Source organism: Stenotrophomonas sp. MMGLT7 (assembly GCF_021168555.1).
In the GTDB taxonomy this organism is placed as follows: Bacteria; Pseudomonadota; Gammaproteobacteria; order Xanthomonadales; family Xanthomonadaceae; genus MMGLT7.
Window position 1 is genome coordinate 380,230 of record NZ_JAJOZS010000002.1, and the last position, 15,092, is coordinate 395,321.

At 71.2% G+C, this 15,092-nt stretch carries 12 protein-coding genes and 1 pseudogene; 4 read left to right on the top strand and 9 right to left on the bottom strand.

Going from position 1 to position 15,092, the window contains the following annotated elements; translation table 11 throughout:
* Positions 1-48 precede the first annotated feature (48 nt).
* From LRX76_RS04390 to LRX76_RS04405, 4 genes are all read right to left on the bottom strand, one after another.
* Positions 49-1,935, bottom strand: a complete 1,887-nt coding sequence (locus LRX76_RS04390) for a glycosyltransferase family 39 protein (protein ID WP_231802451.1) — start codon at positions 1,933-1,935, stop codon at positions 49-51.
* Between the two features lie 82 nt (positions 1,936-2,017).
* Positions 2,018-3,199, bottom strand: a complete 1,182-nt coding sequence (locus tag LRX76_RS04395; RefSeq protein ID WP_231802453.1) for a glycosyltransferase — start codon at positions 3,197-3,199, stop codon at positions 2,018-2,020.
* Between the two features lie 230 nt (positions 3,200-3,429).
* Positions 3,430-4,248: an NAD(P)-dependent oxidoreductase gene (locus LRX76_RS04400; protein ID WP_231802455.1), complete on the bottom strand. Its 819-nt coding sequence runs from the start codon at positions 4,246-4,248 to the stop codon at positions 3,430-3,432.
* A gap of 209 nt (positions 4,249-4,457) precedes the next feature.
* The gene (locus tag LRX76_RS04405) at positions 4,458-5,114 is read right to left on the bottom strand and encodes a serine/threonine protein kinase (RefSeq protein ID WP_231802457.1); all 657 of its coding nucleotides are present in this window, start codon (positions 5,112-5,114) and stop codon (positions 4,458-4,460) included.
* A gap of 256 nt (positions 5,115-5,370) precedes the next feature.
* On the opposite strand from LRX76_RS04405, the gene LRX76_RS04410 reads away from it, so the two are divergent.
* Positions 5,371-6,048: an HAD family phosphatase gene (locus tag LRX76_RS04410; RefSeq protein ID WP_231802459.1), complete on the top strand. Its 678-nt coding sequence runs from the start codon at positions 5,371-5,373 to the stop codon at positions 6,046-6,048.
* Positions 6,049-6,102: 54 nt separating this feature from the next.
* The gene (locus LRX76_RS04415; RefSeq protein WP_231802461.1) at positions 6,103-8,115 is read left to right on the top strand and encodes a bifunctional DedA family/phosphatase PAP2 family protein; all 2,013 of its coding nucleotides are present in this window, start codon (positions 6,103-6,105) and stop codon (positions 8,113-8,115) included.
* Between the two features lie 240 nt (positions 8,116-8,355).
* On the opposite strand, the gene LRX76_RS04420 is transcribed toward LRX76_RS04415, so the two are convergent.
* The 5 genes and pseudogenes from LRX76_RS04420 to LRX76_RS18810 form a co-directional block, all read right to left on the bottom strand.
* The gene (locus LRX76_RS04420; protein WP_231802463.1) at positions 8,356-8,916 is read right to left on the bottom strand and encodes an LON peptidase substrate-binding domain-containing protein; all 561 of its coding nucleotides are present in this window, start codon (positions 8,914-8,916) and stop codon (positions 8,356-8,358) included.
* A 7-nt stretch (positions 8,917-8,923) separates the two neighbouring features.
* Complete coding sequence (mpl, locus tag LRX76_RS04425) at positions 8,924-10,282, bottom strand: UDP-N-acetylmuramate:L-alanyl-gamma-D-glutamyl-meso-diaminopimelate ligase (RefSeq protein WP_231802658.1); 1,359 nt, start codon at positions 10,280-10,282, stop codon at positions 8,924-8,926.
* A gap of 396 nt (positions 10,283-10,678) precedes the next feature.
* Positions 10,679-11,242: an adenylate kinase gene (locus tag LRX76_RS04430; RefSeq protein ID WP_231802465.1), complete on the bottom strand. Its 564-nt coding sequence runs from the start codon at positions 11,240-11,242 to the stop codon at positions 10,679-10,681.
* A 566-nt stretch (positions 11,243-11,808) separates the two neighbouring features.
* Entirely contained in the window at positions 11,809-12,321 is a 513-nt protein-coding gene (locus LRX76_RS04435) for a hypothetical protein (protein WP_231802467.1), read from the bottom strand.
* A 155-nt stretch (positions 12,322-12,476) separates the two neighbouring features.
* Positions 12,477-12,950, bottom strand: a pseudogene (locus tag LRX76_RS18810) (hypothetical protein).
* Positions 12,951-13,154: 204 nt separating this feature from the next.
* On the opposite strand from LRX76_RS18810, the gene ppa reads away from it, so the two are divergent.
* Together ppa and LRX76_RS04450 are read left to right on the top strand one after the other, a co-directional pair.
* Positions 13,155-13,694, top strand: a complete 540-nt coding sequence (gene ppa, locus LRX76_RS04445) for an inorganic diphosphatase (RefSeq protein ID WP_231802471.1) — start codon at positions 13,155-13,157, stop codon at positions 13,692-13,694.
* Positions 13,695-13,836: 142 nt separating this feature from the next.
* Positions 13,837-14,970, top strand: a complete 1,134-nt coding sequence (locus LRX76_RS04450) for an HDOD domain-containing protein (RefSeq protein ID WP_231802473.1) — start codon at positions 13,837-13,839, stop codon at positions 14,968-14,970.
* Positions 14,971-15,092 lie beyond the last annotated feature (122 nt).

The following is a 15,092-nucleotide window of genomic DNA, read 5'->3' on the forward strand; positions in this document are numbered from 1 at the left end:
AGCCCGGCATTCTCGCGCATCGCGGCGGCCGGCGCATCGGCCACGGCGTCAGGGCGCCGGCCGCTGCGAGCAGCCCGGCGCGGCGGGATCGGGCCAGAGGTCGTTGCGGCCCGCGCCCGGCGGCGGATCGCAGGCCATGCGCCGCGCCACCACGAAGTCCTCGCGCGGCGCGGCGCCGCCCGCCGGCCAGCGCTGGATGGAGAATCCGTCCAGGGTATAGGCGGGACCGTCACGGCCGTCGAAACGGTACAGATGCGAGACCACCCGCCGCTCGCCGAGCGCGGCAGCGGCCGGCAGCGCCAGCGCCGCGCCCGGATCGCGCAGCGGCGTCCCGGCCGGCAGCGGTGGCGCCAGCAGGAACACCCAGCCGTCGCCGATCCGGCGCCATCCCAGCGAGCGCCGCCGGTAGCGCTGGAATTCCTGCACCACGATGCGGTTGGGCGACACTCCCGGCAGCCGTGCCAGGTCCTGCGCCAGCTCCAGCGCGGTCCAGCCCTCCAGGTCGTGCACGCCCCAGGCCAGGACCGGGCAGCCCCCCGCCGCCGCCTGCCGCGCACGTTCGGCCAGTTGTCGCTGCAGTTCGGGAACATGCCGACGGTCGCCGATCTCCGCCGGCAGCCAGGCGTGCAGGCGCATGCCGTTGCCCAGGTAGCGGCCGAAGAAGGCCTGCTCGGCCAAGCGCCGGAACGGCGGCGTGGACGGGCCGAACTTGTACGGCAGCACGACCGCCAGGTCCTGCCCGGCGCATGCCGGCAGCGCGGCGATGAAGTGCGCCGAGTCGCGCCAGGCCTCGTTGCGCTGCAGCAGGCGCCCGCGCAGCAGCGCCAGTTGCGCCGCCACCAGCACCAGCACCGCCAACGCAAGCCAGCGCCCGCCGCGCGTGCGCGGATCGGGTCCGGCCTTCTGGTACAGCGCCGCCAGCAGCAGCCACGCGTACGGCGAGGCCGTGGATACGTTGCGCGCCGAGAACGACGGCGCGATCAGGTAGCTGACCGCGATGCCGCTGGCGACCACGCCGGCCAGCACGAACAGCGACATCCATGCCGCCTCTTGCGCCGGCGCCGGCAGGCGCGCGGCCGCCGCGCCGCGGCCCCAGCGGCGATGGCCGATGGCGAGCAGCAGCACCAGCACCGCGTACACGCCGCCGGCCGGGAGCAGATCGTGCCAGGCGATGCGCACCTGTCCCCAGAAGAACCTCGCGCCGTTGTCGAACCACAGGTTGTGCACGTCCTGCTGGGTCGAGCGCAGCAGGATCGCCACGTATGCCAGGTTGACCGCCAGGATCGCCAGCCCGCCGGCGACCAGCAGCACCCTTGCGCGACGGTCCGGCACCGCCAGCAGCAGGTACAGCAGGACCATGCCGGTGGACAGCAGCAGGTAGGAGTGGGTCAGGCTGCCGGCCATGCCCAGCCCCAGCAACCACGCCAACGCGCCCCAGGCACCGCGCTCGCGCCGGGCCATGCGTTCGCGGAAGGCCAGCGCGGCCCACAGCATGGCCGCCGACAGCGCCAGCGCCAGCGCGTAGCTGCGCCCGTTCTGCGATTGCTCGAACCAGAACGTCGACAACGCCGCCACGGCGGTCGCGAAGGCCAACGCCGGGGCCTCGAAGCGCCGCCGCAGCGCCAGGAAGAACATCGCCAGGGCGGCGACGGCCGCGGCCGCGCCGGGCAGCCGCAACACCCACTCCTGCTGGCCCAGCGCCTGTACCCACGGGTACATCAGCATGTAGTACAGCGGCGGATGGGTATCGGTCAGCGCGCGTCGCCATACCTCGGCAAGCCCGCCGCCGTGGCCGATCACGTGCAGGGTGAACAGCTCGTCGGTCCAGTAGTTGCTGGCACCGAAGCCGACGAAGGCGAACACCGCGGCAACGCCGGCCACGCCCAGGTACGCCAGCGCGATGCGATCGCGTGCGCCGCCGCCAGCGGTATCCATCAGGCCACCTCGTTCCAGGTCAACGGCGCAGCGCCGCCGCACGGATTCTGCGCGACCGGCGCGGCTCCTGCATGCGGCGGCACTAGGCGGCCTTTTCCTCGGTCCGGGCCGAGGGCTGCGGCCACTCTTCCACCGCGACCGCCTCCGCCCGGTTCACCTGGGCCGACCACGCCGTGCGCTTGGAGGCATGGTAGTTCCACAGCGCCGCCACGCCGCCGCCGGCCAGCGCCGCCAGCGACCAGTGCAGGCCCAGCGCATGCAGGCCCAGCGCCACGCCCTCGTTGATGAACGAGCCTCCCAGGCAGGCCAGGTAGAACAGCAGCAGGCCGCGCAGCATGCGCCGGCCGTGCAGTTTCCGGTCGCCGAAGGTCAGGCTGTTGTTGAGCAGGAAGTTCCAGGTCATGGCGGTCAGGATCGCCGCCGCCTGCCCGGCCCAGAACGGCCAGCCCGCGTACACCAGCGCCGCCACCACCGCCAGGTGCACCGCCAGCCCGGTCAGGCCGACGGCGAAGAACATGGCCATCCGCGCCGGAACCAGGCCGCCGCTGCGCTTCTCCAGCAACAGCATGACCAGCTCCAGCGCCACCCGCACGCTCATCTTCGACCTGCCGCCGCGGCGCTCGCCCAGCACGGTGGCGATCTGCGCGGTGCGGGGACGGCGCGTGCCGGAGGCGACCACGTCGACCAGGATCTTGAAGCCCACCCCGGACAGCCGCGGACGCACGTGCCGGTACCACTGGCGCGTCATCAGGAAGCAGCCGCTCATCGGGTCGGCCAGCCGGACTCCCAGCAGCCCGTGGGTCAGCATGACCGCCGCGCGGCTCATCGCGTGGCGCAGCCCGCCCAGGCCGGAGGCACGGCTTTCCAGGTAGCGGCTGGCCACCACCACGTCGGCCTGCTCGCGCGCGCAGGCCTCGACCATGCGCGTGACCAGCGCCGGATCGTGCTGGCCGTCGCCGTCCATGATCGCCAGCAAGCGGCCCCTGGCGGCATCCCAGCCGGCGATCGCGGCCGAGGCCAGGCCGCTGCCGCCCTGGCGGCGCAGCAGGCGCACCGAGCGGCCGCCGCCGGCGAAGGCGCGCACCACCGCCGCGGTACGGTCATCGCGGGAATCGTCCACCACGACGATCTCGTGCCGCAGATGTGCCAGTCGTGCGCCGACATCGCGCAGTACCGCGCCGATGGCGGCATGTTCGTCAAGCGTGCAGATGACGACGGAGACTTCGATATCGGCAGCCGCGTCATCGGGCAGATCGTTTCCCACGGGCGCTCCCAGGCATTGCGGACGATGCGGGGAGGCTAGGCGGGGTGCCGCGGAACGGATTGTTCGGATGCGGGAACGTCGTGTCACCCATGACACGCGACGGACACCGGCGGCACAGATGCCGGCGCAGGACAAGAGTCACGGCCATGGCCGCCGCTTCTTGGCGTCTCCGGGAAATCCCGGGCGCCGCGATGGCGTGCCCCCGGTCAGCCTGGGTTCGGCAACCCGCGCTAGTCGAGGAACAGATCCGGCAGCGGTGCGCAGGCCGGATCGACCGCGTAGCGGTCCAGGTCCGTCACGCCCGCCGCCGCCAGCACCTCGTCGTCGACCAGGAAGTTGCCGCTGAAGCCCGCCGCCGGCCGCGTCAGCACCGCGTGCGCGGCATCGGCCACGATCTCCGGGCGGCGGGCGTTGGCCGCGCTCACCCCCGGGATCATGTTCAGCGCGTCGGTGGCGATCAGCGTGCGTGGCCACAGCGCGTTGACCGCCACGCCCTGTGGGCCGAACTCGCCGGCCAGGCCCAGGGTCACCAGGCTCATGCCCATCTTGGCCAGGGTGTAGCCGGTGTGCGGCGCCCACCACTTCGGGTCCAGGCTGGGTGGCGGGCACAGCGTGAGGATGTGCGGATTGGGCGCGCGCAGCAGTTGCGGCAGGCAGGCCTGCGCGCACAGGAAACTGCCACGGGCATTGACCTGCTGCATCAGGTCGAAGCGCCTGATCGGCGTATCCAGCGCGCCGGCCAGCCAGATCGCGCTGGCGTTGTTGACCAGGATGTCGATGCCGCCGAAGGCATCGACGGTGGCGGCGACCGCGGCACGCACCTGTTCCTCGTCGCGGATGTCGCACTTGAGCGCCAGGCCCTGCCCGCCGGCGGCGGTCACCGCCTCGGCGGCGCTGTGGATGGTCCCGGGCAGCCTGGGATTGGGCACCGCCGACTTGGCCGCGATCGCCACGTTGGCGCCATCGCGGGCCGCACGCAGCGCGATCGCCAGGCCGATGCCGCGCGAGGCGCCGGTGATGAACAGGGTCTTGCCTGCGAGGGTGGTCATTGGGATTGGGGATTGGGGATTGGGGATTGGGGATTCGGGATTCGGGATTCGGGATTCGGGATTCGGGATTCGGGATTCGGGGTAAAGCGTAACCGCCCACCGCCTTCCGTAGGAGCGGCTTCAGCCGCGATGGGGTTTCACCGGGGAAGCCCCATCGCGGCTGAAGCCGCTCCTACGAATCCCCGATCCCGAATCCCCAATCCCGGCCTTCACGGCTTCGGTCCCTGCCCCTCGTTGTCCTCCCAGTGCAGGATCCGGCGGGTGACGAAACGGTACACCGGCTTGCCGGTGGCGAACCACAATCCGCGCATCCACGAGTGGCGCTTGAGCAGGCGCTTCTCCACCGGCGTGAGGTGTTCGCGGCAATACATGCGCTTGTGCTTGAGCAGGTGGCGCAGGTCCTCGCGGGCGAGCAGGCGCATCCACGGCGAGCGCGGGTTGCCGCGTACCGCCAGCTGGAAGTCGATCAGCGCCGGCGAACCGTCCTCCAGCACCAGCCAGTTGGCTTCCTTGGCCAGATCGTTGTGGGCGACGCCGCGCCGGTGCACCTGCTGCAGCAGCCGCCGCGCGGCACGGAAGTAGCCCAGGTCGCCGCGCGGCGGGCGCTGGTACATGGCGTCGCCGGCCAGGTAGCTGCGGTCCAGCCAGGTGCCGTTCCAGCGCAGCAGCCGCGGCGTGGCCGGCATGCCGCCGAGCCGCTCCAGCGCGCGCGCCTCGCGCCGCGCCAGCCACCAGGCCGGCAACCGCAGCCACCACGGCGAGGCGGCCAGGTCGCGGCGCACGAACACCGCATCGCCCCGGCGCACCAGCAGGATGCGGCCGAAGCTGTCGGACTTGAGGGCTCGCTCGGACGATGTCGGGGGCATGACGCATTCTATGGTTCTCCACGCACTCCCGCGCCCAGGGGCACGGGCATAGAGCGGACCCCGCATACGGCGCCACCCGGAGGCGCCCCACCCGTGCCTTGCGGGCCACCGGCCACCGGCTCGCGCGACAGTCGCCGCGGCAGCCTGCGCCACGGTAGCCCATGACCACGAAAGCCTGCCAGCCCCAGCCGGGGGAGATGCCCGCCCCGGCGGCTTGCCCTACCCTATACGGATGTCTATTCCAAATACAGATGAAATGCCGTTCGCGGCCGTGCTGTTCGATTGCGACGGCGTCCTGGTCGATTCCGAGCCGATCACCCTGGGCGTGCTGCGCGACGTGCTGGAACAGCGTGGCTGGAAGATGAGCCAGGCCGAGTGCGACGCGCACTTCCTCGGCCGCCAGGTCAGCGACGAGGCCGAGCTGATCGCCGAGCGCACCGGCCAGCCGTTCACCCGGCAGTGGCTGCAGGACTTCTGGCGCCGCCGCGACGAGGCGCTCTCGCTGCACCTGCAGCCGATCCCCGGCGCCGAGGCCGCCGTAGACACGCTGTACCGGGCCTACCACGGCCGCATCGCCTGCGCCTCCGGCTCGGACCGCGGCAAGCTCGACCTGCAGCTGCGCAAGACCGGGCTGTACCGCTACTTCGAAGGCCGCATCTACAGCGGCTACGAGGTCCCGCACGGCAAGCCGGCACCGGACGTCTACCTGGCCGCGGCGGCCGGCCTGGGCGTTGACCCGCGCCGCTGCGCGGTGGTGGAGGACACCCCCACCGGCGCCAGCGCCGGGCTGGCCGCCGGCGCCACCGTGTTCGGCTACTGCCCGGGCGGGCCCGGCCATGGCAGCGCCGCGCAACTGCGCGAAGCCGGCGTGCACCACCTGTTCCACGACATGGAGCGGCTGCCGGCGCTGCTGGAAGCGGCCGCGACAGCCTGAACCCGGCCCGGCGGCGCGCCTGGGCTCATGCCCGCGGCCGCCTATAATCGCCCGATGAACTCGCCTTGGATCGACGCCACCCTGGAGTGGATCGCAACCCATCCCCTCCTGGCCGGCGCGGTCATCTTCGCCATCGCCTTCTGCGATGCGGTGATCATCCTGGGCGCGATCGTGCCGGCGCTGCCGCTGCTGTTCGCCGTCGGCGTGCTGATCGGGCTGGGGCAGATCTCCGGCCCCTACGCCGTCGCCGCGGCCGCGCTGGGAGCGTTCCTGGGCGACGCGCTGAGCTACTGGGTCGGCCATCGCTGGGGCAACCGGATGCGCGGCTTCTGGCCGTTCCGGCGCTATCCGCAGCTGCTCGACCGCGGCGAGCTGCTGTTCCGCCGCAACGCCTTCAAGAGCATCCTGGTGGCGCGCTACGTCGGCGCCATCCGTCCGTTCGTGCCGGCCATCGCCGGCATGGCGAAGATGCCGCTGCGCCGCTACACGCTGGCCAGCGGCATCGCCTGCGTGTCGTGGGCGGTGCTGTTCCTGCTGCCGGGCTGGGTGCTGGGACACGCCTACGACGCGGTGGCCGCGGTGGCCGGCCGGCTGGTGCTGGTGCTGGGCCTGCTGGGCGTGCTGCTGGGCGCGGCCTGGGCGCTGGTGCTGTACGGCTACCGCTGGTCGGCCGGCCACCTGGACGCCTGGCTGGCGCGTGCGCTGATGTGGTCGCGCCGGCACACCACGCTGGGCCGCTATACCGGCGCGCTGTTCGACCCGAGCCGGCGCGAGGCGGTGCCGCTGGCGATGCTGGCGCTGATGTTGCTGCTGCTGGGCTGGGGCTGGTTCGCGCTGCTGATGGCGGTCGTGTCCCACGGCGAGCCGCTGGCGCTGGACCTGGCCGTGCACGACCTGATGCTGACCCTGCGCAATCCGCTGGCCGACTACCCGATGGCGGCGCTGGCCTCGCTGGGCGACTGGCAGGTGCTGCTGCCGGCGATCTGCGCGGCGATGGGCTACCTGCTCTGGCGCCGGCGCTGGATGGCCGCCGCGCACTGGCTGGCGGCGCTGGCCTTCGGCCTGGCGCTGACCAAGCTGCTCGGCGCCACCGTGCACGTCGTGCGCCCGCCGGCGGCCAGCAGCGGCTTCGGCTTCCCCTCGGTGGCGGTGACGATGGCGACCATCGCCTTCGGTTTCTTCGCCGTGCTGATCGCCCGCGAACTGCCCGGGCGCACCCGCGTATGGCCCTACCTGGTGTCCGGCGCGGTGGTCACCCTGATCGGCTTCTCGCGGCTGTACCTGGGCGCGCACTGGCTCAGCGACGTGGTCGGCGGCATGCTGTTCGGCATCTTCTGGCTGCTGCTGCTGGGCATCGCCTATCGCCGCCGCATGCACCGCTCGTTCTGGGTCAAGCCGGTGTCGTGGCTGTTCTACGGCACGTTCGTGGCTGCGGCGCTGCTGCTTTCGCCGCGCGACATCGAACGCAAGCTGGTCAAGTTCGAGCCGCCCCCGCCGGTGCCGGTGGACATCGCCGGCGAGCACTGGTGGGACCAGGCCTGGCGCACCCTGCCGGCACGCCGCAACGAGTTCGACGACGACCAGCGCTGGCCGCTGGACGTGCAGGTCGCCGGCCCGCTGGCGCCGCTGCGCGCGCAGTTCGAGGCGCAGGGCTGGCGGGTACAGCCGCAGGCCGGCTGGGAACAGGCCCTGCAGTTGCTGCAGGCCAACGCCGATGCCGACGACAGCCCGGTGCTGCCGGCCACGCTCGATACCCAGGTCGAATCGCTGCTGCTGCTGCGCCAGGGCGAACGCCCGGACGAGCAGTACGCGCTGCGGCTGTGGCCGGCGCCGGCGCGGCTGCAGCCCGGCGACGAACCGCTGTGGCTGGGCAGCGCGCAGACGTTGCGCTACGCGCGCCACTTCGGCCTGGTCGGGCTGTGGCTGCCGCTGCGCGATGCCGACCCGGCGCTGGCCGCGGTGCGGGACGCACTCGGTCCCTTGCCCCACCGCGGCGACGTGCATCCGCAATCGGCACTGCCGGTGCTGCTGGTGCGTACCGAGGGTGCGCCGCCGCCGGCGCCGTAGAAGCCGGCAGGTCAGGAACAACGGCCTTTCCAGGCGCCGATGATTTCCAATCCGGGAGCACAGGGTGGGCCTTGGGCCACCGCGGCGGCGCTTGCCGTGAGCACCGAGCTGGCCAGGTTCGCGGACTGACGCCGCAGGTAAAAGACGATCGAGGCCCTGCTGCGTGTACCCGGCAGTGCGAGCGCCGCGCGGCGGGCCATGGCCCGCCCCATGCCGTCGCGGGAGCGACTCCGCGGGGCCTCAGGGCATCCACGCCAGCAACTGGTCCAGGCGCCGGTGCGGATCGGCCTGCTGCAGCAGCGACAGGCGCTGCTGCTCGCTCAGCGGCAGCAGTTCGGCCAGCCGCCAGCCGACCCAGGCGGCCTGCTCCAGCAATGCCGGGTGGGCCGGCGCATAGGCCGCTCCCGCCTGCTCGACGATGCGTTCGAGCACCGTCGCCAGTAGCGCATGCTGCGGCAGCAGTTCGTCATCCGGATCCGGTTCGCACCAGTCCACCTGCGCGACCACCAGCCCGTTGTCGCGCAACCGGGTCTGGCGGACATGGAAGCGGCGCGCGCCGCGCAGGCGCAGTACCAGCACGCCATCGCTGCCGACGTCGAAATCCTCGATCCGCGCCTCGGTCCCCCACGCCGCCGGAACCGCCGGTACGCCGACCTCGCTGCCCTGAAGGATCAGGCTGATGCCGAAGCCCTCGCCGCTGCGCACCAGGTCCAGATAGCGTGGCTCGAACACCCTCAGGCCGATCGCCGCCCCCGGCAGCAGCACCGTGTGCAGTGGGAACAGCGGCAGCCTGCGCTCCATCGGCCCGTCACTCCAGCGCGGACAGGAACCGCCGCGGCGCGCCGTCGAAGCCGCCGTTGGACATGAACACCACGTGGTCGCCGTCGTGCACGCTCTCGCCCAGCCGCGCCAGCAGCGCATCCACGTCCGCCACCGCGTAGGCCTGGCCGCGCACGGCGGCGATCACCTTGCCGGCATCCCATTGCAACTCCGGCCGCGCCAGGAACACCACTTCGTCGGCCATTTCCAGCGCCGGTGCCAGCGCGGCGGCATGCGCGCCCAGCCGCATCGAATTGCTGCGCGGCTCCATCGCCACCACGATGCGCGCATCGCCGACCTTGGCGCGCAGGCCTTCGAGGGTGGTGCGGATGGCGGTGGGATGGTGGGCGAAGTCGTCGTAGACGCTGACGCCGCGCCGCTGCCCCAGCAGTTCCAGGCGTCGCTTGACGCTGTGGAAGGTGGACAGCGCCGGGATCGCCTGCGCCGGGTCCACGCCCACTGCATGCACTGCGGCCAATGCCGCCAGCGCGTTCATCACGTTGTGGCGGCCGAGCAGCGCCCACTGCGCCGTGCCCAGCGGCCGGCCTCGATGCAGCACCTCGAAACGGCTGCCGTCGTCGGCCAGCAGCCGCGCGCTCCATTCGAACGCCGGGTCCAGGCCGAAACGCTCCACCGGCGTCCAGCAGCCCATTTCCAGCACCTGCGCCAGCCGCGCGTCCTCGCCGTTGACGATCAGCCGCCCGCCGCCCGGCACCGTGCGCACCAGGTGGTGGAACTGGCGCTGGATCGCCGCCACGTCGGGGAAGATGTCGGCGTGGTCGTATTCCAGGTTGTTGAGGATCGCCACCCATGGCCGGTAATGCACGAACTTGCTGCGCTTGTCGAAGAACGCGGTGTCGTACTCGTCGGCCTCCACCACGAACTCGGCGCCCTGCCCCAGCCGCGCCGAGACGCCGAAGTCCTCGGCCACGCCGCCGATCAGGAAGCCCGGCGCGCGGCCGACCGACTCCAGCAGCCAGGCCAGGATGCTGGTGGTGGTGGTCTTGCCGTGGGTACCGGCCACCGCCAGCGTGGTGCGGCCCGGCAACACCTGCTCGGCCAGCCACTGCGCCCCGGAGGTGTAGCTGCGGCGCGCGTCGAGCACGGCCTCCACCGCCGGGTTGCCGCGCGAGAGCGCGTTGCCGATCAGCACCTGCGCGCTGTCGGCGCCGATGTTCTGCGGCAGGTAGCCCTGCTTTAGCGCGATGCCCAGCTTTTCCAGCTGGGTGGACATCGGCGGGTAGATCGACTGGTCGCTGCCCTCGACCTCGTGGCCCAGCTCGCGCGCCAGGGCGGCCACGCCGCCCATGAAGGTCCCGGCGATGCCGAGGATGTGGATCTTGCTCATGCCCGGATTGTCGCCCATCGCCTGGTGATCGGCGAGCGCGGCACGCAGGTGCGCATGCGGCGATCGCATGCAGCGATGCCGTCGACGCGGGGATTCCCCCACTCGAGGTAGGAGATCCCCCGATATCGAAGAGCGCCGGCACGGCGCATCATTGCCCCGCCAGCCGCAGCAGACCCGATCGGTCCTACTCCCCAAGAGGCCGTCCCCAGAAGGTTGCTCACGCTGCGGAGCCCTGAGCAAGCTCTCCGCTGGCTCCATTCAGCGCGATGCCCCGTATCCGTCGAGCGGATACGGGGCATCGTCGTGGCCCCGGACCGGGGCTGCCGTCCATGGACCCGGCGCGAAGCCGCTGCGGTCGGCGCGCCGCGACTGGCGGCGCGCCACGACCTGGCCGCGTCAGTGGCCCAGTGCCGCCAGGATGCGCGCCAGCACTTCGTCGAGCGAGCCCACGCCATCCACGTGCGCCAGCACGCCGCGCTTCTCGTAGAAGCCGATCACCGGCGCGGTGGAGTCGTCGTAGACCTGCAGGCGCTTGCGTACCGATTCGGGATTGTCGTCGGCACGGCCTTCGGCCTTTGCGCGCCCTGCCAGGCGCTCGACCAGCAGGTCGGTGGGCACGTCCAACTGCACCACCGCGTCCAGCGGCTGGCCGATCTTGGCCAGCAGGCCGTCCAGCGCATCGGCCTGGGCCAGGTTGCGCGGATAGCCGTCGAGGATGAAGCCCTTGGCGCAATCCTCGCGGCCGAGACGCGATTCCAGCATGCCCAGCAGGATCTCGTCGGAGACCAGATCGCCACGTGCCATCACTTCCTTGGCCTGCAGGCCGAGCGGGCTTCCGGCAGCCACTTCGGCGCGCAGCAGATCGCCGGTGGAAATGTGCGGAACCTGCAATTTTTCCTTGAGGCGGGCCGCCTGGGTGCCCTTGCCCGAACCGGGCGGTCCCAACAGAACCAATCGCATCAACCTAACTCCTGTAAGTAAAGATCAAAAACGGCCGGCGGCCCCACCCAGAGGGGGACCGCGTCCGACCGCACGATGCTCAGCTTACCGCATCCGGGTAATGTCCCGTCAGCGCACCGTCGAGAACCGGAAGCCGTGGCGAAGACGTCGCCAGCCGGCTTTCCCGCACCCGATTATCCCGATGACGCCCCCTGCCCGGCCGCGGAACCGGGCCTGTCCAGGCACTGCCGGCTTCGGACTCGGCCGCCGAGCGAGCCCGGTTCTACTGCGCAATTCCCCGGGTCCCCGGGCCATGATCGCGTCGCGTGCCCGCCGGCAAACGGCTCCATGCCCGATCCGGCGGCGGCGTCCGATCGTATCCGGCGCGACGGCCCTGGAAGCCTGGAAGGCAGAAAATTCGAGAGGCGAGGAGTTCGCCGAGCGCGGCCGGATTCGTGACGATCCGCCCGCCTGCAGCCACACTTACAGGCCGAAAGATGGCGCGAGTATTGGGCCGGACCGCAGGAGCAGCCCGGGCGGCTTCCGCCACCTCAGGGGCGGCGGACGAAGCCGCCGCCGCTCGCGCATCAGCGGCAAGCCTTGCCTTCCACCGTCATCTGCGCGGCATACATCGGTATCTGCGCGGTCTTGCCGGCGGCGGCCTGCTTCTTCGCTTCCTCCAGGTAGATGCGCGACTGGCCCTGGCCGTCGAGCTGCGGCGCGGCGGCAGCAGGCTTGCGCCACACCCTCACCACGGCCTGCTGGCTCGGGCATGCCGCGCTGGGGACGCGGATCAGGTCGTTGAACTTCCAGCCGTCGCCTTCGCTGGGCCTGGCCTTGTCGAAGTCGACGAAGCGCGCCCGCGGCTGGCAGGTCTCGCTGGTGCGCACCACCGCGAACTTGTAGGGCTGCGCGGCCTCGCCGGTGAACACGCCTTCCAGGCGCGCACAGGCCTCGGGGATCTGCCGCAGCGTATGCACCGCACCGGTTGCCTGCGCGGTGCCGACGGGACGCTGCAGCTCCGGCGTCGGCTCGGCTGCCCACGCGGGCAGCGACAGCAGCGCGAGCAGGCCCAGGCCGGCGGGAAGACGAATGGTCATGGCGTGCACTCCAGCGGATCGATGCCCGGCAGGCTGTCACGGCATACATGAATGCGGCGCCAAGGCCCGCTGCCGCGAGATGACGGCCGCATACCCGGCCATCATCATCGGCAGCGTCGAACCTGCCGGCACGCGTCCTCGCCCCCCTCCCCCGGCTAGAGGCAATCGATCAGGCTCTCGTATATCGCCTTGCCGCTGCCGGGCAACGGCTCGAACAGAGGCTGCGGCACCGACAGCGCCTGGTGGAACGCGGCCAGGGTGATCCCCTGCGGCAATGCAGTCGGACAGCGCCACGTCCGGGTGTCCGCCAGCAACCGTCCGGTTCGCGGCGCGACGCCTATCTCGCTGGCGGCGAACGTCCATACGCACTGCCCCAGCGTGCCCGTACCACGCTCGACCGATCAGCGGTAGCGCAACGGCCGGTAGTCGCTGAATTCCCCTTCGCAGAAGGTATCGCCACAGATCTGCTCGAAATCGAGGAACAGGCGGCGTTCAAGTGCGTGGAAGATCTCCCAGCCATCCGCGTTACCGGGATAGTCGATCGCATCCACGTACTCCGGCTGTGCCGCCGCATGTCCGGCGATCAATGCCTGCGCGGCCAGCAGGGCGGCGAGTAGGATCCTTTTCATGACGTGCTCCTGTATGGGGGTCGGACACCGCCAGCTTCTCGCCGGCGGCCTGTCGTCCGCTGTCGGCCGTCTCCCCCGCACCCGGCCGGAACAGGCCGGTCGGGCGCGTCGGCAAACACCGACAAGGCCCGTCGCACTGCAGCGCAACAGCCAAACGCGTAGAATCGCGGCCCCTATACTCACTGCAAGCTTCGGAGCTAGCGCATGGGCCTGGAACTGGTCAATTCCGGCAAGAACCCGCCGGACGAAATCAACGTCGTCATCGAGATCCCCAAGGACTCGGAGCCGGTCAAGTACGAAGTGGACAAGGAGACCGGCGCGATCTTCGTCGACCGCATCCTGTCCACGCCGATGCGCTATCCCTGCAACTACGGCTACGTGCCCAACACCCTGTGCGGCGATGGCGACCCGGTCGACGTGCTGGTGGTGCTGCCGTTGCCGCTGATCGCCGGCTCGGTGATCCGCTGCCGCCCGGTCGGCGTGCTGCGCATGAGCGACGAGGCCGGCAGCGACGAGAAGCTGCTGGCGGTGCCGGTGGCCAAGATCTTCAACGGCTACGCGCACGTCGAGCACCTGCACCAGGTGTCGGCGCACTGGCTCGAGCGCATCGGCCACTTCTTCGAGCACTACAAGGACCTGGAAAAGGGCAAGTGGGTCAAGCTCGACGGCTGGGGCGACGCCGACGAGGCCAAGCGCGTGCTGCTCGATTCCATCGAGCGCTACGGCTCCTCGCTCGAGGCCTGACGTCCTGCCGGGGACGGGGCCACGCGCCCCGTCCCCGTCCGCGGGAGACGCCAATCACGTTTCCGCCCCGCGGCGATGAACATCGGCCCGGCATTTGGGTACATTGGCCGGTGACATCCGGGCCGGTGAATCCGTGCCCGCCATGCAGGGGAATACCGTCTTGCGCATCTTGTTTGTCGGCGACAGCCGTGACCTGCCGCCGGATATGGCCGACTACATCGGCGACTTCGACGGGCAGTTGCAGGTCGTTGCCGATGGCAACAGCGCCATCGCGGCAGTGGCGACCAGCGACTTCGACGTGGTCGTGGTGGCCCCCGCCCTGCCAGACATCACCCCGGCCACCGTGCTCGGGCAGATACGCACGCTGCGCCCTGCCACCAGCCGGATCGCGCTGATCGAGAACGAACACAGCCAGCGTACCCCGCCGGCACGCATCATCGGCGTGGCGCACCGCTTCCTGCCGATGCCGCTGGCACCGGAAGTGCTGCTGGATGCGGTGTCCAGCCTGGAAGAGCTGCGCGAGATGCTCGGCGACGCGAGGCTGCGCACCGCCATCGGCCGGATCGAGAAGCTTCCGTCCCCGCCGCATCTGTACCTGAGCCTGATGCATGCGCTGGAAGAGGACGAGGACAGCAACGCGGCCGACATCGCCAAGCTGATCGCCGCCGATCCGGCCATCGCGGCCAAGGTGCTGCAGCTGTGCAACTCGGCGTTCTTCTCCAACGGCCGCACCGTCTCCGACCTGCGCGGCGCGGTGACCCGGCTGGGCATCGCCACGCTGCGCGACCTGGTGCTGGCCAGCGAGGTGTTCGCGGTGCAATCGCTTTCCGGCGCCGAGCGCCAGGCGCTGCAGCGGCGAGCGCTGATCGCGTCCAGGCTGGCGGCGAAGATGCTGCCCCAGTCCAGCGCCGAACTCGGCGCCACCGCCGCGCTGCTGGCCGACATCGGCCTGCTGCTGCCGGGCATGCGCAACGAACGCACCGAGAGCGCCGGCGACGACGATCTCCGCCCGGGCCATGCCGAGGCCGGCGGCTACCTGCTGGGACTGTGGGGCCTGCCGATGCCGATCATCGAAGCGGTCGCCTTCCAGCTGCGGCCGCAGCGTTCCAGCACCCGCAGCTTCTGGGTCACCGGCGCCGTGCACGTGGCGACCGCCCTGGTCAATGGCACCCCGGTGGACGAGCAGTACCTGTCCAGGGTGGGCGTGCTGCCCAGGCTGCAGGGTTGGCGCGAGCTGGCCGAAGAACTGGCCGGCCACGCCGCTTCCGACGCCTGAACCGCCGGCCCGGACCGCCGGGCCGTGACCGGTCCGCCGGTGATCTCCCGCCGGGTCGAAGAAGCCCTTGCGCAATGAAGAAGACCGCCATGCCATTGCCATGCGCGGCGTTCCTCGTCGCC